This window comes from Chitinophaga niabensis, from assembly GCF_900129465.1.
GTDB lineage: Bacteria > Bacteroidota > Bacteroidia > Chitinophagales > Chitinophagaceae > Chitinophaga > Chitinophaga niabensis.
The window spans coordinates 2,519,376-2,544,738 of sequence record NZ_FSRA01000002.1; the positions used below are offsets into that span (position 1 = coordinate 2,519,376).

20 protein-coding genes are annotated in these 25,363 nt (G+C 46.0%); 13 read left to right on the plus strand and 7 right to left on the minus strand.

Going from position 1 to position 25,363, the window contains the following annotated elements:
- Window positions 1-247 precede the first annotated feature (247 nt).
- Both BUR42_RS27635 and dapA read left to right on the plus strand, forming a co-directional pair.
- The gene (locus tag BUR42_RS27635; RefSeq protein ID WP_074242765.1) at window positions 248-1,201 is read left to right on the plus strand and encodes an acetyl-CoA carboxylase carboxyltransferase subunit alpha; all 954 of its coding nucleotides are present in this window, start codon (window positions 248-250) and stop codon (window positions 1,199-1,201) included.
- Window positions 1,202-1,292: 91 nt separating this feature from the next.
- Window positions 1,293-2,174, plus strand: coding sequence for a 4-hydroxy-tetrahydrodipicolinate synthase (gene dapA / locus BUR42_RS27640; protein ID WP_074242766.1), 882 nt, complete (start codon window positions 1,293-1,295; stop codon window positions 2,172-2,174).
- Between the two features lie 125 nt (window positions 2,175-2,299).
- Here the strand turns inward: dapA and BUR42_RS27645 are convergent, their stop codons facing one another.
- From BUR42_RS27645 to BUR42_RS27655, 3 genes are all read right to left on the minus strand, one after another.
- A complete protein-coding gene (locus tag BUR42_RS27645; protein WP_084185860.1) occupies window positions 2,300-3,136 on the minus strand; it encodes a DUF3575 domain-containing protein in 837 nt (278 codons plus the stop codon).
- A 69-nt stretch (window positions 3,137-3,205) separates the two neighbouring features.
- Entirely contained in the window at window positions 3,206-4,114 is a 909-nt protein-coding gene (locus tag BUR42_RS27650; protein ID WP_074242767.1) for a ribonuclease Z, read from the minus strand.
- A gap of 33 nt (window positions 4,115-4,147) precedes the next feature.
- Window positions 4,148-4,519 carry an STAS domain-containing protein gene (locus BUR42_RS27655; RefSeq protein WP_074242768.1) on the minus strand — a complete coding sequence of 124 codons (372 nt, stop codon included), beginning with the start codon at window positions 4,517-4,519 and terminating at the stop codon, window positions 4,148-4,150.
- Between the two features lie 252 nt (window positions 4,520-4,771).
- On the opposite strand from BUR42_RS27655, the gene BUR42_RS27660 reads away from it, so the two are divergent.
- The 7 genes from BUR42_RS27660 (at window position 4,772) to BUR42_RS27690 (ending at window position 16,695) form a co-directional block, all read left to right on the plus strand.
- A complete protein-coding gene (locus tag BUR42_RS27660) occupies window positions 4,772-7,303 on the plus strand; it encodes an ATP-dependent Clp protease ATP-binding subunit (protein ID WP_074242769.1) in 2,532 nt (843 codons plus the stop codon).
- 363 nt (window positions 7,304-7,666) lie between these two features.
- The gene (locus BUR42_RS27665; RefSeq protein ID WP_143197614.1) at window positions 7,667-9,424 is read left to right on the plus strand and encodes a hypothetical protein; all 1,758 of its coding nucleotides are present in this window, start codon (window positions 7,667-7,669) and stop codon (window positions 9,422-9,424) included.
- A 93-nt stretch (window positions 9,425-9,517) separates the two neighbouring features.
- Entirely contained in the window at window positions 9,518-10,975 is a 1,458-nt protein-coding gene (locus BUR42_RS27670) for a hypothetical protein (RefSeq protein ID WP_143197615.1), read from the plus strand.
- A 13-nt stretch (window positions 10,976-10,988) separates the two neighbouring features.
- Window positions 10,989-12,593: a T9SS type A sorting domain-containing protein gene (locus BUR42_RS27675; RefSeq protein WP_074242772.1), complete on the plus strand. Its 1,605-nt coding sequence runs from the start codon at window positions 10,989-10,991 to the stop codon at window positions 12,591-12,593.
- An 88-nt stretch (window positions 12,594-12,681) separates the two neighbouring features.
- Window positions 12,682-13,371, plus strand: a complete 690-nt coding sequence (cmk, locus tag BUR42_RS27680; protein WP_200798374.1) for a (d)CMP kinase — start codon at window positions 12,682-12,684, stop codon at window positions 13,369-13,371.
- Between the two features lie 577 nt (window positions 13,372-13,948).
- Complete coding sequence (locus BUR42_RS27685) at window positions 13,949-15,898, plus strand: tetratricopeptide repeat protein (RefSeq protein ID WP_074242774.1); 1,950 nt, start codon at window positions 13,949-13,951, stop codon at window positions 15,896-15,898.
- A 35-nt stretch (window positions 15,899-15,933) separates the two neighbouring features.
- Window positions 15,934-16,695, plus strand: a complete 762-nt coding sequence (locus BUR42_RS27690) for a LytR/AlgR family response regulator transcription factor (protein WP_074242775.1) — start codon at window positions 15,934-15,936, stop codon at window positions 16,693-16,695.
- 211 nt (window positions 16,696-16,906) lie between these two features.
- Here BUR42_RS27690 and BUR42_RS27695 read toward each other — a convergent pair whose 3' ends face one another.
- Window positions 16,907-18,136 carry a 4-hydroxy-3-methylbut-2-enyl diphosphate reductase gene (locus BUR42_RS27695; protein ID WP_074243260.1) on the minus strand — a complete coding sequence of 410 codons (1,230 nt, stop codon included), beginning with the start codon at window positions 18,134-18,136 and terminating at the stop codon, window positions 16,907-16,909.
- Window positions 18,137-18,230: 94 nt separating this feature from the next.
- Here BUR42_RS27695 and BUR42_RS29835 point away from each other — a divergent pair, with 94 nt between their 5' ends.
- Window positions 18,231-18,377: a hypothetical protein gene (locus BUR42_RS29835; protein ID WP_159442359.1), complete on the plus strand. Its 147-nt coding sequence runs from the start codon at window positions 18,231-18,233 to the stop codon at window positions 18,375-18,377.
- Window positions 18,378-18,529: 152 nt separating this feature from the next.
- On the opposite strand, the gene BUR42_RS27700 is transcribed toward BUR42_RS29835, so the two are convergent.
- Both BUR42_RS27700 and BUR42_RS27705 read right to left on the minus strand, forming a co-directional pair.
- The gene (locus BUR42_RS27700; RefSeq protein ID WP_074242776.1) at window positions 18,530-19,447 is read right to left on the minus strand and encodes a bestrophin family protein; all 918 of its coding nucleotides are present in this window, start codon (window positions 19,445-19,447) and stop codon (window positions 18,530-18,532) included.
- 37 nt (window positions 19,448-19,484) lie between these two features.
- Entirely contained in the window at window positions 19,485-19,970 is a 486-nt protein-coding gene (locus BUR42_RS27705) for a hypothetical protein (protein WP_143197616.1), read from the minus strand.
- A 168-nt stretch (window positions 19,971-20,138) separates the two neighbouring features.
- Between BUR42_RS27705 and BUR42_RS27710 the strand changes: the two genes are divergently transcribed.
- Together BUR42_RS27710 and BUR42_RS27715 are read left to right on the plus strand one after the other, a co-directional pair.
- Window positions 20,139-20,849, plus strand: a complete 711-nt coding sequence (locus BUR42_RS27710) for a response regulator transcription factor (protein ID WP_074243261.1) — start codon at window positions 20,139-20,141, stop codon at window positions 20,847-20,849.
- Window positions 20,833-22,194 carry a sensor histidine kinase gene (locus BUR42_RS27715; RefSeq protein ID WP_074242778.1) on the plus strand — a complete coding sequence of 454 codons (1,362 nt, stop codon included), beginning with the start codon at window positions 20,833-20,835 and terminating at the stop codon, window positions 22,192-22,194. Before BUR42_RS27710 ends, BUR42_RS27715 begins: the two co-directional genes overlap by 17 nt.
- 54 nt (window positions 22,195-22,248) lie before the next feature.
- On the opposite strand, the gene BUR42_RS27720 is transcribed toward BUR42_RS27715, so the two are convergent.
- Entirely contained in the window at window positions 22,249-23,145 is an 897-nt protein-coding gene (locus BUR42_RS27720; protein WP_074242779.1) for a rhomboid family intramembrane serine protease, read from the minus strand.
- Between the two features lie 181 nt (window positions 23,146-23,326).
- Between BUR42_RS27720 and rpsA the strand changes: the two genes are divergently transcribed.
- Window positions 23,327-25,225: a 30S ribosomal protein S1 gene (gene rpsA / locus BUR42_RS27725; protein WP_074242780.1), complete on the plus strand. Its 1,899-nt coding sequence runs from the start codon at window positions 23,327-23,329 to the stop codon at window positions 25,223-25,225.
- Window positions 25,226-25,363: the final 138 nt, after the last annotated feature.

Sequence of the window (25,363 nt, forward strand, 5' to 3'; positions counted from 1 at the left end):
CTCCGATAGATCGGGGGCTTTTCCTTTCCAGGGAGAAAACAGGCCTTAAAAACCAAAATATTGTTATATAACCTTAATTGTACTACTTTTGCCGCCCTGAGTTTCTAAAAGGTTCGGGCATTTTCAGACCCGGGTTTGCCGGGTTTATCTTTTTTTAAGCAACTCCCTGTATCTGAATGCACTTTTGGGGCACTTGTTCGGGGTTTACTATCTTTATGACGTACTTTAACCTTTTTAAATCTGTATAATGCAATTTCTGGATTTTGAAAAACCGATTGCGGATCTGTACGAACAACTGGAAAAACTGAAGGAGAACGGCGTTAAGTCCGGTGTGGATGTTTCGGCAACCGTAAGCGAGTACGAACAAAAAATCAGCGACACTAAGCAGAACATCTATAATAATCTGACCAGCTGGCAAAAGGTACAACTGAGCCGCCATCCGGACAGGCCATATACCCTTGAGTACATCGAACGCATGACCACCAACTTCGTGGAAATGCATGGTGACAGGAATGTGAAGGATGATAAGGCTATGGTAGGCGGGTTTGCCGACCTGGATGGCGAAACCGTGATGTTCATCGGGCAGCAGAAAGGTATCAATACCAAAATGCGCCAGATCCGTAATTTCGGAATGGCCAATCCGGAAGGTTACCGCAAAGCCCTCCGCCTTATGAAACTGGCAGAAAGGTTCAACAAACCCATTGTTACCCTCATAGACACGCCGGGAGCTTATCCCGGTCTGGAAGCAGAGGAAAGGGGACAGGGCGAAGCGATTGCCCGTAACCTGTTTGAAATGGTGAAACTGAGAGTGCCGGTAATCTGCGTGATCATTGGAGAAGGTGCCTCAGGCGGTGCATTGGGAATTGGTATAGGCGACCGTATTTTCATGCTGGAAAACAGCTGGTATACAGTGATCTCCCCGGAAAACTGCTCCACCATCCTCTGGCGCAGCTGGAACTTTAAGGAAAAAGCAGCAGAAGAACTGAAACTCACTTCCTCCTACATGAGCCAGTTCGGTCTTGTAGATGGTGTGATCCCCGAACCCATAGGCGGCGCACATTCCAACCATGAAGAAATGGCAGCCATCCTTAAAGCAAAGTTAAAGTCTACCCTCGCAGAAGTGAAGAAGATCGATCCGGATACCCGCATCGAACAACGGATAGACAAATTCTCGAATATGGGCTTTTACGAAGAACGCTAAATAAAATAATGCGCTTTTATTGCGTGAACCGATCCAAATTTTCATATTTGCATTTTTTCAAGGGCAGCAAGCGCTATTTGATACACTAGATATGTTACAGCAACAATTAAGGGGAACTGGTGTTGCACTGGTTACGCCCTTTACTACAAACGGAGCGATTGATTGGACAGGCCTGGAGAGGCTGATCAATCATGTGATCGAAGGAGGAGTGAACTATGTGGTTACTTTAGGTACCACCGGAGAAACACCCACCCTCTCTTCTGATGAAAAACTGGACCTGATAAAATTTACGTTCGAGAAGGTAAGTAAACGGGTGCCCGTTGTAGTAGGAATTGGTGATTATAGCACCGCGGATGTTGTAAGCCGGCTGGAAAAATGCCCGCTGGACGATGCTGCGGCTATTCTGAGCGTATCTCCTTTTTACAGCAAACCAACGCAGGAAGGGATCTTCCAGCACTATAAAGCCATCGCGGCCGCTTCTCCCAAACCTATCATATTGTACAATGTTCCTGCCCGCACCGGCCGTAATATGACCGCAGAAACAACCCTGCGCCTGGCCCATGAGGTAGAGAACATCGTAGCCATGAAAGAAGCTTCCGGCGATATGCTCCAATGCATGCAGATCATCCGCGATAAACCCAAAGACTTCCTGGTGATCAGCGGAGACGATGGCGTGGCATTTCCCCAGCTTGCCTGCGGAATGGATGGCGTGATTTCCGTAGCTGCCAACTACTTCGCAAAAGATTTCTCCGCCATGGTAAAAGCTACCCTGGATGGTAACATAGCAGAAGGCCGCCGCCTCCACTACAAAATGCTCGAAGGCTTCGACCTCATGTTCATGGAAAACAACCCGGCCGGTATCAAAGCATTCCTGTCTTTCGACAAGATCATAGAGAATACTTTCCGCCTGCCCATCCTTCCCGTGAGCAACGACCTCCAGGCTAAAATAAATACCTTCCTAAAAGGTTACTAATAAGTAAGTTATCGTATTAATAAAGGCCCGTTCTGCTGAAGAACGGGCCTCTTTGTATATACCTTTCTATACTTGACATAGGCTTCACATAGGCTCAGGATAGGGGAATTGTTCTACTTTCCCCCCTAGAAGGATATCCCGATCGTTAACCCAAGTCCCCTTACACCCACAAAGGGCATCTTAACATCGGCCCTCAATCCATCATTCCTCACCTCTGCTGTAATATTCTTCTTACCCCCGATCTCTATCAGCGATTCTACATCATCTTTCAGATCAGCTCTTTGCTGTTCATCAAGATCACTCAGGTCTGTAAGCCCTTCTACTTTACCGCTAAGATTACCATAATGCCCCCCAATGATGAACAGGTCAACGATCACATGCTTATGCAGGTTGAACTGACCACCAAGGATAATTCCTCCACCAATACCACTGCTTTTGCCCGTTAGGGGTACTAACCTTTTTTCTGTAGGCAGTTCAAAGTCATAAGGATAATCATATTTGAAAGAAGCATACCTGCCATACACACCGGCATAGAAACCTTTGGCACCAGCCCTGCGGCCAGTGTAGAAGCGGATCTCCGCTGTGATGGCGTTTCCGCTCATTTGCAGTTTGTCCAGCTGTTGCGTGATCTCTCCGTCACCATCTTCAAAGTAATCCATTACTTTTTCTGTTAATGCCGTTTTAGCCAGGTAGGTTTTAGGCATAAAACGGTAACCCAGGGAAGCGGAGATCTTCCGGGCAATCATCCTTTCATAGGTAAGCCCATAGTTATTCAATGCAATGGAAGAGAGGTTTGTTTTAATAATGTTCTTGTTGTAGGGCAGATTACGGAGCCTGTGTTTGCGGGAAGGGGCTTCGGTTGAATCTGTACCGGCGGTGCTGTGGGCGGTGCTGTCTGTTTGAGCCATTACGCTCAGGCCCAGGCATAAAGGGAGCATAAGAAGCAGTGCTGCTCTTTTCATAGGAATAGTGATTTTAAATTTAATGCGTAAATATAATGTAACAAAAATACTTACGCAACAATTGAATCACTAGATAAGATAGGTGACGCCCTCTATGGCCAGTTCTGTTTCGGGGAAAACAGGGCGGGTTTCATCCAGGAAAGGTTGTAATTCCGTGTATTTGGAAGAAAAATGACCGATCAGCAAACGGTGCGCTCCTGCCATCTTAGCGAGTGTCGCGGCCTGAACAGTAGTGCTGTGGAACCTGTCTGCCGCCCGTTGTGAAAGGTCGTGGAGATAAGTGGTTTCATGATATACGATGTCCGCTTCTTTCATATGAGGTACCAGGTCCTCATCATATATGGAGTCCGCACAATATACATATCGTTTGGCCCTGGGAGGGGGAAGGGTGACCCAATCGTTTTTGACCACCTTTCCATCTTTCCGTTCATAATCAGCGCCTTCCTGTAGTTTGGAATAAAAAGCAGCCGGTATTTCATATATGCGTGCCTGTTCTGGTATGATCCTGCGTTTTCTACGTTGGAGGCTGAAGGAAAAACCATAACAGGGAATGCGGTGGCGGGTAGGGAAGAAGCTGACCTCCATTTCCTTTTCCTTCAATACAACGCCTGTTTGGCCAGGCAGCAGGGGATGGAAGTTGAGCTCGAAGTTGAGGGTAGTGGCGGCAACATGTAGCTGGATCTGCAATATTTCCTCCAGCTCCGGCGGGCCGTAAACCGATAAAGGCTCTATCCGCCCCAGTAAGCTCATGCTGTTGATCAGGCCTATCAGCCCAAAATAGTGATCGCCATGCAGGTGACTGATAAAGATATGCCGGATACGCCCCCTTTTTATCTTGTAACGCTGTAGCTGCATCTGTGTGCCTTCTCCGCAATCCACAAGGATCAGCTGGTCGTTATAAGTGATCACCTGCGATGTAGGATGCCGGTCTGGTGTAGGTATTGCCGAATTATTGCCTAAAATTGTTACCGCGAACATATCTCTAAAATAAACAAGTAATTGGTAATGATGCTATTCTCCCAGGTCAAGCTCCCGCTCCAGGTCTTCCATCATCACCATATCAATGGCTTCAGATTCTGTAGGCACTACATTCAGCATTTCGGGGTATTTTTCACTTAATGCAGCGGATAGGGGAGCGCGAAGGTGAGCAACGGCGGCTGAAAGCCCACGCTCGTACTGGCGGTTGTATACTGCAAAAATGGCTTTAAGGCCATTTTCATCGGCAGATTGCAGGGAATGCAGGTCCAGCACCAGATTCTTATCCTCCAGATCAGGTATTCCAAAAACCGCTTTTTCCAGCTCGGCTGCCAAATTAGCATTCAGTTCGGGTTCTTCCAGCCGGAAAAGCACTATTTTTTCTTTGGTATCAATTTTGAATTGCATAAGCCAGGATGTTATATTTTAATCATTAAAAAAAAGGACTGCCGAACGAACCCGTCCGTAAAACCTTGCCGGAAGTAATCTCACACAAACAAAAACATCCCCCTTCTCGTAAGTATATTTACATCTATACGGCCTTCAGAAGCAAAAGTAAATCTTAAGTATAAATGTGCAAGGATAAAAACTAAATCCAAATTTATTTGGTAATATTGTATAAGCAAGCCCCCGTAAGGGTTTAATCAAAAATCATCTACAATGGATCAGAATTTTTCACCGCAAGTAAAGGAGATCATTTCGTTTAGCAGGGAGGAAGCTTTACGTCTGGGAAATGATTTCATCGGTACGGAACACCTGCTATTGGGCATCATTCGTGAAGGTGAGGGGACGGCTGTTAAAATTCTACAAGCTTTGAACGTAGATCTTTACGAACTGCGCAAAGAAGTGGAACTGGCTATTAAGGATAAGACCGGTAAGAACATTGCCAATATCAATAGCCTCCCTTTAACCAGACAGGCAGAGAAAGTGATCCGTGTGACCGTGCTGGAAGCTAAGGCCCTTAAAAGCCCTACCGTTGAGACAGAACATCTCATGCTTTCCATCCTCAAGAATAAAGAAAACGTATGTACTCAAATCCTTCAACAATTTGACGTGGACTACGATACATTTAAAAACGAATTGGGCTTCGTAAAATCTGCAGATCCTAAAGCAGAGTTCGATGACCCCGGAGAAGAGGAATTTGAAGATGAACGTAAAAGTTATGCCTCTAAAGCGAAGCAAACCAATACCAAGTCTAAAACTCCCGTACTCGACAATTTTGGCCGTGATATCACCAAACTCGCCGAAAGTGGCAGCCTGGACCCTATCGTTGGCCGTGAGCAGGAAATTGAACGCGTTTCGCAGATCCTTTCCCGCCGTAAAAAGAACAATCCCATCCTCATTGGTGAGCCTGGTGTAGGTAAAACAGCTATCGTGGAAGGCCTCGCCCTCCGCATCGTTCAGCGCAAGGTTTCCCGCGTGTTGTTTGATAAAAGGGTAGTTAGCCTCGACCTCGCTGCCCTGGTGGCCGGTACAAAATACCGTGGCCAGTTTGAAGAAAGGATGAAAGCCATCATGAACGAACTCGAAAAGAACCGGGATGTGATCCTGTTCATCGACGAGATCCACACCATTGTTGGTGCAGGTGGCGCTTCCGGTTCCCTGGATGCTTCCAACATCTTCAAACCAGCCCTCGCACGTGGCGAACTCCAATGCATCGGAGCATCCACACTGGATGAATACCGTATGTACATTGAGAAAGATGGCGCTTTAGACCGCCGTTTCCAGAAAGTAATGGTAGATCCTCCATCCGTGGAAGAAACCGTACTGATCCTCAATAACATCAAACAACGCTACGAAGAATATCACAACGTAAGCTACACAGATGATGCCATCGATGCCTGCGTAAAACTGAGCGACCGTTACATGACGGACCGCCTGCTGCCAGACAAAGCGATAGACGTGTTGGATGAAGTAGGAGCAAGGGTACACTTAAAGAACATCAATGTTCCGCAAAATATCCTCGACCTGGAAAAACAGATCGAAGACATCAAGCAGGAAAAAAATAAAGTAGTGAAGAGCCAGCGCTTCGAAGAAGCCGCAGCCCTGCGCGATACCGAAAAGAAACTCGGCGAAGACCTGGAAAAGGCCAAAGCCGTGTGGGAAGAAGAAGTAAAGCACAAACGCTACCCAATTGATGAAGAAGCCATCGCAGAAGTAGTGAGCATGATGACCGGCATCCCCGTTAAACGGATGGTGCAGGCAGAAAATGATAAACTTCGCCGCATGGGTGAAGATCTGAAGAGCGCCGTAGTTGGACAGGAAGAGGCCATCAGCAAAGTGACCAAAGCCATCCAGCGTAACAGGGTAGGTCTGAAAGATCCTAAGAAACCGATCGGTACTTTCATCTTCCTCGGCCCAACCGGGGTAGGTAAAACTGAACTGGCAAAATCACTCGCCCGCTATATGTTCGACTCAGATGATGCACTTATCCGCATAGACATGAGTGAGTACATGGAGAAATTCTCTGTAAGCAGGCTGATTGGAGCGCCTCCGGGTTATGTGGGTTATGAAGAAGGTGGTCAGCTGACCGAAAAGGTCCGCCGCAAACCTTACTCTGTGATCCTCCTGGATGAGATCGAAAAGGCCCATCCGGATATCTACAACATCCTGCTGCAAGTGCTGGACGATGGTATCCTCACAGATGGTCTCGGCCGTAAGGTAGACTTTAAGAACACGCTCATCATTATGACTTCCAACATTGGTGTACGCCAGTTGAAAGATTTCGGTGCAGGCGTTGGTTTTACCACCAGTGCAAGGACAGTGAGCGAGGAAGATAACACCAAAGCCGTAATAGAAAAGGCTTTGAAACGTACCTTCTCTCCTGAGTTCCTGAACCGTATTGATGATGTGATCATCTTTAACTCTCTCTCCAAAGAGCATATCTATACCATTATAGATATCACCATGAAAGGTGTACTGGTACGTTTGCAGAACCTGGGCTTCAGCCTGGAACTCACAGACGAAGCCAAAGGTTTCCTCGCAGAGAAAGGATATGATCAGCAGTTCGGAGCACGCCCACTCCACCGCGCTATCCAGAAATACCTGGAAGATCCGTTAGCAGAAGAGATCCTGAATATGAACATTCATAACGGGGATATCCTCATCGCGGACCTCGATAAAGAAAATCAGAAACTGGTGTTCTCTTTAAAGAATCCTTCCAAGAGTAAATCTGAGAAATCAGAAGCATAATTTATAAAGGACATTCTATATAATACAGGTTGCCGGATACCCTCCGGCAACCTTTTTTTATACCCCCTAAACCCACCTAACTAACACTTTTTGTTTTTCCTTAATGTTTACTTTTATCTTTTCACCTCGCTGATCTTCAATAAAATAGCAGCTTCTTAGCCCCCGTAACCCCGACTATTGTATTAAATAAATAAAAAACATTATAAATATTACGTATTAATCAAAATATATATGTAATATTGTGAGAGCGTTGTAGCCCTGGTACGAGAGAGGGGAAGAACAAAAACTAGTATTCGTCATAAAAATCAATTAAACACATAAACCTTTTATTTTAACAACTCATATTTTTCAACCTATTATCCTATGAGAAAGTCGTTACGTATTGCCAGTATGGTACTGGCTGCGCTGTTGTTCTTTAGTTACGACAGCCTAAAAGCTCAGGTCAAGATCGGGGGTAATCCTGCCGACATTGATCCTAACGCTATCCTGGAATTGGAAAGCACCAAGAAAGGATTTCTTTTGCCCCGCGTAAGTGATATGTCCCTTATTTCCGCTTCAACAAAAGAAGGTTACCTGGTATATTTTACTGGCTCAGGTCCCGCCAATCCAGCTGGTTTGTTTGTGAAACAAGGTGCTGTGATGGTAAGGGTTTCTACTGAAACCTCCACCGGAATGCCCTGGAAATTAGATGGTAACACTGGTGTTGCCGGTAGTTTTTTGGGTAATATCAATTCGCACCCTTTAGAATTCAGAACAAATAACATCCCTCGTATCACCATCGCAGCAGATGGTAAGTTGAACTTTTCCGCTGTTGATGTTTCCCTGCCTGCAGAAGGTATTAATGATGTGTTGGTGATCGCGGCTGATGGTACTGTTAAAAAGAAGCCGCTCGTTAACGGGGTAACTAAACTAAACAGCCTGGATGGAGAATTGGATATTGAGCTGACAGGTAATAATGCAATTACCCAGCCTACAATTACCACTACGCCGGGTGGTGCTGGTGTTCCTGGCATTGTTGAATTAGCGTATCCTATACAGGAAGGTCAGGGTGCAAGTTATGGTTTCATGACCGAAACTGACTACCTGAAACTGAAAGATATGAGTGATGTTGACGGTTTTAAAGTAATTGCCGTAACAGCTACGGCGGTACCGGAAGGTGCTACATTCACTAAGAACGGCAACAAATGGGAACTGTCTTTAGCAGCTGCTACAGCAACCAGTCCCGGTATTGTTACCACTGGTGCGCAGGGATTTGCAGGTGATAAAACATTCACCAACCAGGTGACCACATTTGATGGTAGTGTGAAAATTGCAAAGACTGATCCGGCATCTGGTGCTCCTACATTATTTGTAGAAGGTGCTGCAACCCTTAAAGGTACTACTGCGCAAACACTGGTGAACGCTAACAACTATAATATTTTATTGCAGGATCCAAATGCTGCCGGCGATGCCAGATATGAAGTGAAGAACGTATCCCTTCCAGCCTGGAAACTGAGTGCTACCGGTATCGGTCAGATCTCTGCACCTGCAGGTTCTGCTACTCCTTCTGTAGGTTCTGCAACTGGTAACCTGGATCTCGAAGTAGTAACAACAGGTACAGATTTCGCTATCACATCTGCTGCTGATAAGATCACTTTTGCTGTACCGAATGCAACTGGCGGAGCCACTCCCGCCCGTGGTTTGGTGAGCACTGGTAGTCAATCATTCGCCGGTGATAAATCATTCGACGGCAAAGTGCATGTAGGCCCTGCTTTTGGAACTCCGCAAGTATCTCCGTCCAACATGATCGTAAACGGTTCTGTTGGTGTTAAATTCCGCAATGTTCCTGCAGGCAGTACAATCGGAGCTGATGATTATATCGTTCTCACTGCTGCAGCAACTGCAACATCTGACCTTACGCTTCCTAATGCAACAGAATGCTCAGGAAGGGTTTATGTGATCAAAAGAATACCTGGTGCCACCCCGGCTACAGAGGAAGATAATAACCTTATTGTGAGAGCAGCAGCCGGCCAGAACATTAATGGTCTCGCTACTACTTCTATCACTGTTGTACACACTTCCATTACTTTAATGTCTGACGGTGCTAACTGGCAACTGCTCAGCAGAGGAACTGGCTTTTAAACCTGATTTACCGGAACGGTTATTATTCGTATAACCGTTCCGGTAAAATCTTAATCAAAGCATATGATGTTTCTGTACACCAAAAAAATTGACATGAATTGGCCGAGAGGATATAAAACGTTATTAATACTACTGCTCTCAGGATTCGCAGCTATTCCTTCCCAGGCACAAATACAAGTAGGCGGGCAATCTAACAGGCTGGATGCCGCTTTAGAAATAAGTACCCAGAAAAAGGGTTTGCTGTTACCACGTGTTACAAGCACTGCACTCACCTCCAATCCACTGGATAGCGCCGCTGCCGGTATGATGGTCTTTAACATCACCGATCAAACACTGTACGTTAAAAGAGCCAATGGATATACACCCTGGTCAAAAGTACCAGACCTCACTACTTATGCATTAAGCACTTTGTCTGACGTTAATTTCGCTGTATTACCATCCACTGATCAATTGCTCCGTTACAACGGAACGAAATGGAGCAACTGGACCCCTGACTATATTAAAACAATCTCCGGAGATGTTACTGCTGGTGCAGTAGACGCCGCCGGAAATGTTGTAACCACTTTATCAAACTTTGGTACAGCCAATACTTACTTCAAAGTAACAACAGACGCAAAAGGCCGTGTACAATCCGGTGCAACAGCACTCATTGCTGCAGATATTCCCAACCTCGCTGCTTCTTATATTCAGAATCAGAACGCAGCATTACAAACCGGTGATTTCCGCATCAGTGGTAACGGTAATATGGCAAGCCTCTCTGTAACAGGTTTAACTGCACAGGGTGGATTATTGTTCACTAATACCGGCGCTGTTACACAGAAAGCAGGCCAGCTGATCTGGGACAATACCAATAACAGGTTAGGCATCGGTAATGCTGCTCCTGCTGAAGCTTTACATGTTACAGGAAATATCAGGGCAACTGGTTTAAATAAAACAGGCGGCATTGTATTTACTTCAGGTACTACCGGACTACTGGAACAGGATGATGCGCAATTATTCTGGGATGCCCCCAATAACAGGTTAGGCATCGGTAACGCCGCTCCCAGCACTGCCTTACACGTTACAGGAGGTATGAGGGTAACCGGTTTAAATACAGCCGGAGGTGTATTGTTCGCGAACGGTACAACAGGCGACGTAGCGCAAAAAGCCAATCAGCTGATCTGGGATAATACGAATGACAGGTTGGGGATCGGCGTAGCTGCACCTACTGCCAAACTAGATGTGGAGGGAACTTTTAAACTGGGTACGGATGGTACTGCGTTAACCAGCATGACTAAAGCACAGGCTACTTACACGGGCGGTACTCAGAACTTTGGCCAATATACCGGAGCGAACATTACCTTAACGTTACCTGCAGGAGTTGTTATGAAAGCAGACGATAATGTAATTGTGAATCCAACCGTAAACTTAACAACAGGGATCGTAATAGCATGGGCCAGGGTAAGTAATGCCGCTACCAGGCAGATAACGGTTGCGATTTGGAATGCTGACAACGGAACAAGGGCGTTCAATAATAACACGGTCTTTAATATTACCCTCATCTCATTGTGATAACCAAAAACAAATGCGTTACATATCACTTACCATATTTGCACTTCTCAGCCTTGTACTGCCCCTCGCAGCACAACAACAAGGCCTGTACATTGCTCCCGATGCAAGGATCCAGGTGGGAACGGGAGAGGTATTCAGTATATATGGAAATGTTACGAACGAAGGCGCTTTTGGAACCAATCTTAATTCTATCATTAATTTCTTCGGTAAAACATGGAATAACGGTAACGGCGCTACGCTCCCTGATGAATCCGCCAGTGGCGTTGATGGAAAAGGAGGCCTGTTCCGTTTCTCCGGTAACAATCCCATGTATGGTAACCTTGGCGCACAACAATTATTGGGAGGATATAGTGTAGTAGGCCGCACAGGCGCTACTTTTCCAAACTTTGATGTAAACAACCGCCTGGGAATTCTGCTCTCAGACCTGAGTGATGTGAAAGTTCGTAACAATCTTAATTTTTCTACCGGTCATCTTTTCCTGAACGGATGGAACCTTGTGGTAGGCGATGCCAAACCCGGCACCATCACAGGTTATAGCGAAAACTCCTTTATCGTAACCGGCTCTACTGTGGCCGGTGGTTTCCTTTACCGCGAAAGTATGGATGGCTCTTCCGGTAAAATAGTATTCCCAATCGGTACCTCTGTAGATACCTATGCTCCCGCAGAAATTGAATACGCCGGCGTAGCAGACGATTTCAGGGCCAGGGTATTTGACAGTGTATATCAGTTTGCGATCTCAGGAAATGTGAATAAACTGGACTTCACCAATAAAACCTGGAACGTGGCACGTGTAAGAAATGATCATGCAGAATCAAAGGTCACTTTGCAGCACATGGACGCAGAAGAAGGAAAGGATTATATGACCTTCCGCTCTGCCAGTTATATATCCCGCTATGTGAACAATGCCTGGGATTACCTGGAACAACTGGAAACTTTCCCTGTTGCCGGTAATATCACTACTACGAATACACTGAGGAATGCCACCATGCACGTCCGCACATTTAAGGACGGCCTGAATAATAACGAATATTTTACCAAGGCCTCCATGATCTATGGGCCGTATGCACCTGCTGCTTTTATTTATTTCAATGCTTACCGTATGTCAGAAAACTTCGCACAACTGGAGTGGTCTGTGATACGGGAGCTCAATAACGACCGCTACGAAATAGAAAGACGTTTTGATAGGGATACCGGTTTCACAAAAGCCGGAGAGGTACGCTCCAAAGCACCAAACGGGAATACCACTTCCCGCCTCGATTATGTACACGCCGATCCTAATAACTACGATGGATGGACGTATTACCGTATCAAAGCGGTCTCTAAAAATGAACGGGTAAGTTATTCCCAGATCAAAGCCGTACCACCATTCCTGCACATCGATGTATGGCCAAATCCCAATATGGGCCAGTTCCAGGTACAGATCCGCGGAGAGCATACGGATATGATCATGCAGATAGTGAACAGCCTGGGCCAGGTTGTGAACCAGTACGCTGTAAAAGGCGAAGCTACCGTTCGCGTCAACAATCTTTCCAAGGGCACTTATATCCTGGCATTCTACGATCAGAAATCAAACCGCCTCATGCGTACGCATAAAGTGATTGTGATCGATCGCAGATAGAAAACTCTTTGATTTTTCCCGGAATTACGGCATTTTTGCAGTGGCAATTGTTGCATCCAGCACCTACATGCACATCAAAAATCCGGGCGTGAAAAAGATTATCATTACAATAGACGGTTATTCTTCCTGTGGGAAGAGCACACTGGCCAGGCAATTGGCTGCACAGCTGAATTACCTGTACATAGACAGTGGTGCCATGTACCGTGCTATCACGCTTTATTTCATTCAGCACAGGGTGGAATGGAACGACCATGTGCAGGTGAAAACTGCACTCGATAGCATTCACCTGGAATTTGTACACAACCAGATCTCCGGTTATAGTGATATGTTCCTCAATGATGAAAACGTAGAGCAATTGATCCGTGAAATGCTGGTGGCAGAGAAAGTAAGCGAGGTAGCCGCTATCCGTGCTGTACGTGAGTTTGCAGTAGCACAGCAGCAAAAGATGGGCGCCCAGAAAGGTATTGTGATGGATGGCCGGGATATCGGTACCGTAGTTTTTCCACATGCGGAACTGAAGATCTTTATGACCGCAGACCCTGCTATCAGGGTAGAACGCAGGTTCAAAGAATTGTACGCCAAAAACCCGAATATCACCCTCCACGAAGTAAAAGAAAACCTGGAACTCCGTGATTATATAGATGCCAACAGGGAAGTAAGCCCCCTCCGCAGGGCAGAAGATGCTATCATCCTGGATAACAGTCAGTTAAACATGCAGGAACAGCTCGATCTGGTTATGCAATGGGTAGAAGACGCTATCATGGCACATTCTTCTTGAAATTTTTTTGTATATCAAAAAAACGTTATTACCTTTGGTTCTATAGGGATACTATCCCTGTGTATTAATTTTATATACCTCATCCTCTCGAAATTCCTGCATTTTTAATGGTCTTGGCCCTGATTCCGTAAACTTACGGACGTGATCGATATTATGCCATGATACTTTGGATCGGATAGACACATACCTTGAAAAGAACCTGAACTTTGTTGCAAATCATTGAATGATAAAGGCTACCGGATGGCGCTTAGCGGATCCAGTAACTTTTTTATCGCTGCAAAGTGGTTCTAAGTGATTGTCCAAAGGCTTTTTAAACGGCTATATCCAGGCAAAAGACCATGCTATTAACCGATTATAAAAAGAACTGTAAAAATAAATCAAACACGCCGGGCTTATGGCGAAGCGTGTCTTAAACGCAATGTGGAATGCGGTCGCTAGACGGCCCTGTTTCATATTTTCAGTAGGTGTATTCGGTTAATAGGAAAGGGGCGAATTCTTTCGCCCCTTCACTTTTTCATACATGCCTGAAGTACAATCGTTTATTTTTTTTAACTTGTGGATACTCTTTCCTTTCACCATGTCTAAAAAAGGCCTCATTCTTATTGTGTTCCTGCACCTTGCCATGTGGATGCATGCATCGGCACAGGATTCCCTGCAGGTTCAGGCGAGCCTGGATTCCATCAAAGGAATGGCGGACGATACGGTCAAAGTGAACCGGCTCATGGCCAGATCTAAAAGTCTCTACCGCTATTTTGATAAACGTAAGGAAGATAACGCCTTCCTCCAGGAAGCCATCAACGTTTCCCATAAGATCCGCTATAACAAAGGATTAGCAGAAGGATATAACGAGCTGGGCACGGCTAAACGAAATAAATCCCAATACATCCTCGCAGCCGATTTTCATGAAAGGGCCCTCAAATATGCAGAAGACGCAAAAGACGTTCGCCTGATCACTATTTCCCTCAATAACATCGGGGTAGATTACCGCAGGAGGGATATGCTGCCCAAAGCATTCGACTTCCACTTCCGTGCGCTTAAACTGGCTGAAAAGGCCAATGATGTCCGTAATATCTGCATCGCCACTAACTCCATCGGCAATATCAAACTCTCAGACGGCAAGTATAACGATGCCATCCAGGAATTTTCCCGCAGCCTCAGGCTGGAACGGGAAGGTAAAAACGATCTCGGTGTGGCCATTAACCTGGGTAACCTGGGATATGCCTATGAGGGGCTGGGGCAGCTGGACAAAGCCATTGAATACTATAAAAGCTCCCTGGCCGTTAACCAGGCTATGGATAATAAAACAGGGATGTCCATCTGTTATACCTGCCTGGGCACCGCCTATCAGAAAAAGAAGAATTACCCCCTTGCCATGGAATACCTCCAAAAGGCATTACAGGCAAATGATAAAGTAGACGACAAAGTACATGTGGCAGAAAGTTACCTGAGCATCGGACGTTTATTGAATGAAGAAGGTAAACATGAAGAAGCCCGCAAATACATCCAGGGATCTATAGACCTGGGTTTGAAATGGGGATTCAAATCTACCCTGATGGAGGCTTACAAAGCCATGGCGGATAACTACAAACGCGCTGGTGATTTCAACCGTTCCATTGATAATTCCAATCTCTCCCTCCTGTACAAGGATAGTATCCTGGACGAAAGGTCTACTACAGAGTTTGCACAGATGCAGGCGATGTATGTAGTACACCAGAAGGATAACCAGATCAAACAATTACAGCAGGAACAGGATATCAGCCAACTGAGGATCCGCCGTAACCTGGCACTGGCCATTGCGCTGGCAGGTTTTCTTTTTATGCTGATCGTAGGCGGGTTCTTTTATATCAGGCACCGTAACCTCCAGGCGAACCGCCAGACCCTTCAGCTGGAATTACGTTCCCTTCGTTCTCAAATGAACCCGCATTTCATTTTCAACTCGCTTAGTTCCATCCACCGTTATATCTGGAGCAATAACCAGGAAGAAGCATCGGATTACCTCACCAAGTTTTCCAAACTGATGCGCATGATCCTGGATAACAGCCAGCATACGTTCATCCCTTTGAATAAGGAGCTGGAATCCCTGCGTTTGTATCTTGATCTCGAAGCATTGCGCTGTAATAATATCTTTGATTACAACATTCATGTGGCAGAAAATATCAATGAAGAAGAAGTGCTGATCCCGCCCATGATCATTCAACCCTATGTAGAGAATTCCATCTGGCATGGCTTAGTGCACCGTAAGGATAAAGGCCGTTTGGATATCAATGTGAGCCTCAATGGGAGAGTACTCGAAATACTTGTAACAGATAACGGCATCGGCCGCAAACTGGCGATGGAGATCAAAGCCAAAAAAGATCATCTGCATAATTCCATGGGTATGAAAGTGACCGAGGGCCGTATAGCACTGATCCGCAAGATCAATAATACCAAAGATGCCAACGTGGTAGTGAACGATCTGCAGGACCATGTAGGGCTGGCTACCGGAACGCAGGTAAAGATCGTATTGCCCGCAGAATTTTTATTTTAGACAGAGGGGCAGAGAAAATAGCAAAATATCACCACATGAGCGAGATTAAAGCAATTATCGTTGACGATGAACAGCATTGCATTGATGCTTTGCAGACTATGCTGCAGAAAAAATGCCCGGAAGTGACGGTACTGGCCGGCGTGAATAGTGTACAGGACGCTAAACAGATCATAGACGATCTGCGGCCGGACCTGGTTTTCCTGGATGTGGAAATGCCCCATCAGAATGGGTTTGAATTATTGAAGCTGTACGATAAGGTGCATTTTGATGTGATCTTTACCACTGCTTACGAACAATACGCCCTGAAAGCTATCAAGTTTAATGCCCTCGATTACCTGCTGAAACCATTCAGCGTACAGGAATTACAGGAAGCCCTCCGCAAGTTCCACGAAAGGCGCCTGAATAAACAGGATAACAGCACCGCCCCGCTGGAAGTTTTCCTGCAGAACATGAAAACTTTGCAGCAGACCAATAAAAAGATAGCACTCCCAACTATTAACGGGTTGGTGTTCATGCCTGTACAGAATATCGTAAGATGTGAATCCACCGGCAACTATACCAAGATCTTCTTCACAGATAAAAAGCAGCTCCTGGTGTCCAAACCACTCAAAGAGTTTGAAGAGCTGCTTACAGACGTGGATTTCTTCCGCATACATAATTCCCACCTGATCAATTTACAACAGATGGAATCCTATATCCAGGGAGAAGGTGGGTTTGCCTTGATGAGCGACGGCACACAGGTAGAAGTGTCACGCAGGCGTAAAGCAGATTTCCTGAAAAAAGCGATGCAGTTTTAATGGCAGTCCTGCCGCACCAAATTTACTTCCAATCTTACCACTTATCGGCAATACAATACCGGATATTAAATCAAGGTTGCGGACTGCTATATTGGAATGTACTTTTGTTGCACGTTCAAGGTCATCAATTGTTTGTTACAAGAATTTTCTCTGCATTACTAGCGTTTGATTAGCCCCAAAGGAAAAAGACACCCTTCTGGTGTCTTTTTTGTTATCCGAAAGTTTCTATCGCTTCATTCACTTTATGTTCCAGTCCGTAAAAAGAAAGTAGTTTCCGGATCACTCCCTCTACAATGGCATCCGGGCAGGATGCGCCACTGGTAAGGAGAATGGTAGCCGGCGTTTCCTTTTGCGGAAGGAATTGGGTGCTGTGCAGCTCCTGGTGATGATGGAAATCCCAGTGTAATACCTCATCGCGGGAAAGGAGCTTTTCTTCTGAGGAAACAAAATAGGTAGGGAGTTTCTCCTCGCAGAGCTCTACCAGGTGGGAAGTGTTGGAACTGTTATACCCGCCCACCACAATGGCCAGGTCGGCTTCCTCTTCCAGCATCCCTGTAACAGCAGTCTGGTTGTCGTTTGTGGCATAACATAAAGTATCCCTTGTGTCCGCAAACCTTTCAGCCACCTGGTTATCTGCCAGCTGGTATTTCTCCTGGATGGTCTGTTTGATATAGTCTGCAATAGCCTGTGTTTCCGATGCCAGCATGGTAGTCTGGTTCACTACACCAACACGCTGGAGGTGTTTGGTAACATCGAACCCTTCAGAATATTGTCCTTTGAATTCTTCGTAGAATTGCTCCGCAGGCTGTGTGCCCAGGATGTAGGCTGCCAGCCTGTGGGTTTCTTCCATATCCTTTACAACAACTGTAGGGGTATGGTGCCTGCTATGGGAAAAAGTAGCCCGGGTTTCTTCATGTTTGGGTTTGCCATGTACGATCACGGTATATTCTTTGGCCGCAATCTGTTCAGCTTTATTCCATACACGTTCAACAAAAGGGCAGGTGGTATTATATTGAAGCGGGGTGATCCCCATGTCCTGCAACCTGCCTTCAATTTCCAGGGTGGTGCCAAAAGCAGGAATGATCACAATATCGTCTGCACTCAATTCGTCCCAGGGGATCAGCTGCCGGCCGGAAGTATCCATCAGGAACTTCACGCCACGGGAAAGCAGGTCGTTGTTCACCTGCGGGTTATGGATCATTTCGCTCAGCAGGAAGATCCTTTTCCCCTCATTTTCATCCACCGTTTTAAAAGCGATCTCAATTGCATTTTCCACCCCGTAACAAAACCCGAAATGCCGGGCAAGTTGTATCCGTACAGGCCCAAAATCCAGCAGGGTAGGGGTGAAGTCTTTCTTCATGCGGTCCTGCTGTTTCCGCTGCTGTTTAATAGCAGAGATCAGTGGGCTGCGGTATATAATAGGAACGTTAAATGTCTTCATGTGGTTCGTCTGTACATTGTCTTGTGCCGTACAAAGATAACAAGAATCTGATTGCCCATAATTCGGTAAATTCGTATCGCTTAAATCCCCGCCCGTGAACATCACCAGGTCCATATTATGCTTAAGCGCTGCCTTGTTCTTTACGGTAACCTCTTCAAATGCCCAGGATGCGCTCCTTGCCGCAGCCATAAAACAAAGGCTGGATAAGCAAACCTTCCGCCGCCGGAACTCGCCGGAGTAAGTTATATGGTACTGAATGTGTTAAAGACCGGAGAGGCTACCCTTTATGTGGAACCGCGGAATAAACAGCCCATTTCCTACCTGGGGAACATTATAGAATAAAAAAAAGCCCCCAGGGAGATCCTGAGGGCCTGTTCAATCCTTAACCTTACCTTATAAAACATAGTAAGCGGGTTGCTGCTGTTCAAGTTCTACCTCCGGCAGCTGCGTTTCTTCCAGCATCTGCAAAAGGTCCCGCTCAACTTTACGGGCAATGCTTGTCATAGGAGTATCAGTTGGTTTATTTTCAAACGGGTCCTGCAGGTTGATGGCCATTTTCTCGATCAGCAGAAAAGAAGCTGAAATAGCTGCCACCAACGGCACTTCTACAATACCAAGGGAATCTATAAGGGCAAAGGGAAGTAACAGGATAAAAAAGATCACGGCAAAATGGGTATACAGGCTGTAAGTGGCCGGAAAGATCGTGTTCTTGATCCGCTCACATTTACCCATCGCATCACAAAGCCGGGTAAGCGTTCTGTCCATTTCCACCTGCTGGTAACTATTGATCCATTCATGCTGCAGGGCATACCGCAGATCACGGCTATGCATCTGGAGAAGACCGGCAGGAACATTATCGAATTTCGAAACAAAATTCAGTTCCCGCCGGGAGAGCAGCCGGTCCAATCCTTTAAGTGGATCTTTCTTTCTGAGCGCTTGCCCGAGGGCATAATTCCATGCTATCTGTCTCCTTACGAATTGGTCCCGGAAATGCCTGATCTCCTCTGATTCATTTGTGTTATTGATCATGGATGTCAACTGCCTCACCAGTGAACGGGAATCATTTACAATGGCTCCCCAGATCGTACGTGCTTCCCACCAGCGATCATATGCCTGGTTAGATCTGAAAGCCAGGAGCAGGGATAATACTGTACCCAGTACCATCGGTATGGCCAGCGGAATAGCAATCTCACGTAATCCGTATTGATAATAAAGGATATTGATCAGCAGCGTGTAAACCGTTACTGCCAGTATCTCATACCGGATCGTACCAAAAATATATCTTAGCGGAATACCTTTCTTTAGCAACATAATTCATCATTTTAATTTTCACCGGTAAGGCATCATCTTAATTTTGCAGTACCAGCAGCTCAGCAATCGAAGTGGCGGAAGGAGCAGTCTGTTTGGGTGTATGTATGATCAGTTCCCTGATCGGCAAACGGCATTTCTTTAACAGCTTTTCAGGATTATAGCTTTCACTCCCCGGGCACTGATAAACCAACGACTGTGGCATAGCTACTTCATGGATCTCATGTGCTTTCAGGAAGTTCCGCAGCGCAGGAGTAGTGCTGCCGTAGAAGAATTCTACTTTTATTTCACGGATCGTTTTGGCGTACTTATTCTTCATCACTTCACAGGCCTCTCTGAAATCGCCGGTAACAAGCGTATGATGTCTTCCTGATTTGGTGAACATCCAGAGGTCCAGAATGGAGTCCGGCATTCTTAATGCATGCATCAGCGTGATGCTCACCACTTCATCATTCCGCTCTGCCAGGTTGTGCAGGTAGTTTAATGAACGAATGGATAGATCAGTGGGTACGAGTATGTTTTTCATGAGCATTTATTTTAAAACAAAACTAAAATGGGGGTGTTAGAAGGAAGTAAATGCAGGATTAGAAGATAGTTGCGAAATGATAAAAATCTGTTGGCAAAGAGGTTAGAATCTGGTAAGAGAATGTGCAAACCCACTGTTTTCTGGGCTTCAGTGTTTAAATTTGGAAAGATGAGGATTTTATTAGTAGAAGATGAACCTGCTGTGGTATCTGTGATCTCCCGTGGATTAACAGAATCAGGATATGAGGTAAGTGTGGCGCCGGATGGTTTGCTGGGGCTGGATATGGCGCGGAATAACAATTTCGGCCTGATCATCATGGATGTAATGCTGCCCGGAAAGAACGGGATAGAAGTATGCCGGCAATTAAGGGCTGACCAGGTACAAACACCCATCCTGATGTTAACTGCATTAGGTACTACGGAAAATGTAGTGATCGGGCTGGACAGTGGGGCAGATGATTACCTCACCAAACCTTTTAAATTCCAGGAACTGGAAGCCCGTATCCGTTCCCTGCTCAGAAGAAGGAGTACAACACCCCTCAACGGCAAAGATAACAATAACGTGCTGCGAATGGCTGACCTGGAACTGGATACCGATACCAAACAGGCCTCCCGCAAAGGACGGATCATGACCTTAACCGCTACGGAATACCGCCTGCTGGAATACCTGCTGCGCAATCCCAGGAAAGTATTGTCCAGGGTAGAGATCCTGGAGCATGTATGGGGCATTGATTTCAATATGAGCACCAAAGTAGTGGACGTATATGTGAACTACCTCCGCAAAAAAATAAATAAAGACAGTGGGCCGGAACTTATACAAACCGTTGTAGGCCATGGTTATATGCTAAAAGAAACCCTTGCCGATGAAAATTCGTACTAAGATCATGCTGCTGTTTGCGATACTGACGGTATCCATTATTTCAGTAATGTGCTTTTTTGTGTATTACCTGGCTACGCAGTATTCTTTTGAAGATTTCTATAAACGGCTTGAAATACGGGCATACCTCACTGCTACAGCTGCTTTCCCGCCTGTGGGAACAGATACGCTGGCATATAATTATATACGGGACAAACACCTGGAAAAACTGCCATCAGAAAATGAATATATCCTGCGCATCCTGCCCGGCAACAAAATAGAGGCGCATCATTACATTGGCCTTCAACCGGAATTCTACCAGGCCGTGATCAGGGAAGGAAGGGAAACGTTCCGGAATGGAGACCGGTTCTATGAAGGCATCCTCTACACCAGCGGAGAGAATAGTTACATCGTGATCGTGTCCGCAGTGAATGAGTATATGTCGCAATACATGACGGACCTGCGGCGGATCCTGCTTACCTGCCTTACAGTAGCGCTGGCACTGATCATAGGAACAGGGCTGTTCTTTTCACGTTATATTTTAATGCCCGTACATCGTATTATAGACCGGGTGAAAGATATCAGTTCCAGTAACCTGCATTTACGTGTGGAAGCACACGGCGGAAATGATGAGATCCGTGAGCTGGCAGATACTTTTAATAATATGCTGGATCGTTTGGAGATGGCTTTTGAAACACAGAATAACTTTGTAAGTAACGCCTCGCATGAACTGAGTACACCACTTACGGCTATTATCGGGGAAGCAGAGCTGGCATTGAGCAAGGAAAGGGATTGCCTGAGCTACCGCGCTGCCGTCAGTAATATGCTGCGGGAAGCAGAACGCCTGGAACATATTACGCGCAGCCTGTTACACCTGGCACAAACAGGTTTTGATGGTAAAAAAGAAAGCTGGGACATGGTGCGTACAGACGAATTGCTGTTTGCCGTAAAACATGTGATAGACCGTATCACGCCGGATAATAAAGTAGAGATTGATTACAGTCTTTTCCCGGAAGAAGAAGAGAAAATGAATGTGCTGGGTAGTTTTCAGTTACTGGAACTGGCGCTGAGCAATATTGTGAGCAATGCCGTGAAGTATTCCAGCAACCGGCCGGTATCGCTGGCATTAGCTGCTACCAATTCCAAGAACATCATTATTGTAAGGGACCTGGGGATTGGTATACCCGTACCGGACCTGCCTTATATCTTTTCTCCTTTTTTCCGTGCATCCAATACACAGCCATTTAAAGGTTACGGGATAGGGCTGCCGCTCACAAAGAACATTATCCGCATGCACAAGGGGGAGATCATAGTAAACAGCCGTATGGGGGAAGGAACGGAGATCAGGGTGGAATTGCCTTCGGCATAAAAGAGTGCCTGTTACTGAAAGCTAATTTGCTTAACACCCTTTCTGCCAGCCAGCCTACTTCTCGTCACTATATTTCTTCAGCCAGTTCTTCTCCTCTGAAGTGAGGCTTTCATATCCCTTCTCATTGATCTTATCCAGCAATTCATCCAGCCGGGTGCCGATAGCCACCTCATTATTCCTCACCACGCGGAGGGGAGATTTTTTAGGTTTGAACTTCTTAGGTGCCCTGGCTTCGCGGCGGGAGAAGATCCCTGATATTTTATCAAAGGCCGTGATCAATGGCCCGCAAAGGTCAGTGCCGCTCTGCAATACCCGGATATAACCAAAGCCAAAAGCAGCACCTCCCAGGTGAGAGAGCAGTCCGCCCAGGTTACCATCTGCCATGGAAAACACGTCTATCAATACCAGCGCAATGGCCAGCCATTTTAACCGGATATTGAAGACCCCGAACAGCGCTATTTCAAGATTAGGCATGAGGGTACTGCTGGCTACGAGAAAGGTCATAACAGCAGCTGAGGCTCCTACCATGGTCCCGTCTATTCCCCGGTAACCGGGAAGGAGATTGTAAACCGTTACATAAACTATACCGCCAACAAGCCCTCCGAGCAGGTATAAAGGCAGCACACGCCGGTTACCCAGGTCTGAACGGAAAAGATTGCCGAAAAAGAAAAATATCATCAGGTTAAACAATACATGGAGTACCATGTAATGGGTGAACATATAGGAAATAAAGCCCCATGGCTTCACCAGCAATTGGTCAGGGCTGGAATGCAGCGCCAGGTTGTCGTACAGGAAAACGAAAACAGGGTTGGCACTGTCCGATGCGAGGGCAACCAGCCTGATAATACCCATTAGAAAGAAAATAGCGATATTCGTTACGATCAGGTACGTAACCATATTTTCCTGCCTGATCCAGTTCCGCAATTCCGTTTTGATAGAAGTTCCGTTCATAATGGAAAATTAAAGAAAATTGTTGATCCCGGCGGAAACAGCTGTCATTAATAACGTTATATTTAATATGTAACCCGCTTATATACACGGGCTATTTGGTCCAAAAAAAATTGTCCGAAAGGGATTATCTGCGTATCTTTGCCGTCCTTAAAATTCTTTACTTAAAAGGAGGAAACAAAAATTGACAGAAAACAACATTACTAACGAACAAAACGCTGAACAACAGGCCCCCGCAGCTCAGGAAGCTACGGCAGGAACAGCGACACAAAATGCACCTGTTGCCACCGCTCACGATGATTTCGACTGGAGCGTGGACAAACGTAACGTATCTTCTTACAACAAAGAAGAAAAGGCTAAGTACGATCAAACCTACGAGAGCACTTTCAAAGTGATCGAAGAGAATGGTCTGTTAACTGGTCTCGTGGTTGGTTTAACTAAAACCGACGTAGTGCTGAACATCGGCTTCAAATCCGATGGTCTGATCTCCCTGAACGAGTTCCGCGACATGCCGAACCTGAAGATCGGAGACGACGTAGAAGTATTGGTAGTAGAAAAAGAAGACCGGGACGGTAACCTGCACCTGAGCCGCAAACAAGCGCGCGCACAACGTGCATGGGAACGTATCGTTGAGGTTTACAAAACAGGCGAAGTTGTTACTGGTACTGTTACCAGCAAAACCAAAGGCGGCTTGATCGTAGATGTTCACGGTATGGAAACATTCCTGCCAGGTTCTCAGATCGACGTTAAACCGGTTACCGACTACGATCAGTTTGTAGGCAAAACCATGGAATTCAAGGTGGTGAAAGTGAACGAAGCCATCCGCAACGCCGTGGTATCTCACAAAGCCCTGATCGAAAGCGATATCGAGCAACAACGCGTGGATATCATCTCCAAACTGGAAAAAGGCCAGGTATTGGAAGGTACTATCAAGAACATCACAGACTTCGGTGCTTTCATCGATCTGGGTGGCCTCGATGGTTTACTGTACATCACAGACATCAGCTGGGGACGTATCTCTCACCCAAGCGAAGTACTCCAGATGGATCAAAAGATCAATGTGGTGGTACTGGACTTCGACGACGAGAAGAAACGTATCAGCTTAGGCTACAAACAACTGACCCCGCATCCTTGGGACACATTGCCTGCAACTATCACCGAAGGTGCAAAAGTGAAAGGCAAAGTGGTAAATATCGAAGATTACGGCGCATTCCTGGAAATTCTGCCTGGTGTAGAAGGCCTGGTACACGTATCCGAGATCTCATGGGCTTCCACGCCGATCAACGCCAAAGAGTTCTTCAAACTGGGCGAAGAGTACGAAGCAGTGGTAGTTACCCTGAGCAAAGACGAGCGTAAAATGAGCCTGTCTATCAAACAACTCACAGAAGATCCATGGTCTACTATAGAAACTAAATTCCCGCTCGAAAGCCGTCACAAAGGTATCGTGAAGAACATCACTCCTTATGGCGTATTCGTTGAGCTGGAAACTGGTATCGGTGGTATGATCCACATCTCCGACCTGAGCTGGATCAAACGCTTCAATCACCCAAGCGAGTACACGAAAGTGGGTAGCGAGATCGAAGTTGTTATCCTCGGTATAGATAAGGACAACCGCAAACTGAGCCTCGGTCACAAACAGATCGAAGAAGATCCATGGAACACTTTCGAAACTATCTTCCCGATTGGTTCTATCCATGAAGGTACCGTAGTGAAGAAAGATGATAAAGGCGCTACCGTACAACTGCAATACGGACTGGAAGCTTACGCTCCTGCACGTCACCTGCGTACGGAAGATGATAAACCAATTGCTGTTGAAGATGTGAAAGAATTCATGATCATTGAATTCGACCGCAACGAAAAACGCATCCTGGTTTCTCACACTAAAGTTTGGGAACAAGTTAAATCAGACGAGAAAGAAGCCGTGAACAAAGAAAAACGTGCTGAAGCGGAAAAAACCCGCAAGTCTGTTAAGAACCTCCAGGCTAAAGTGGAAAAAGCTACCCTGGGTGACCTCGGCGCACTCGCTGAACTGAGAGAAAAATTGAAACAATCAGAAGGTGGTGAAGAAAAGAAAGGTGAATAATTGATTGTTTTAAAAAGATAGAAGATCCTCCCGATGTATGTCGGGAGGATTTTTTTTGCTCCGCCATATTCCTCCGGAACTCTGGAACCCCGGGAAAGCCCGCCCTCTGCTGTGCGGCAAGATTTCCACTTCCTGCAT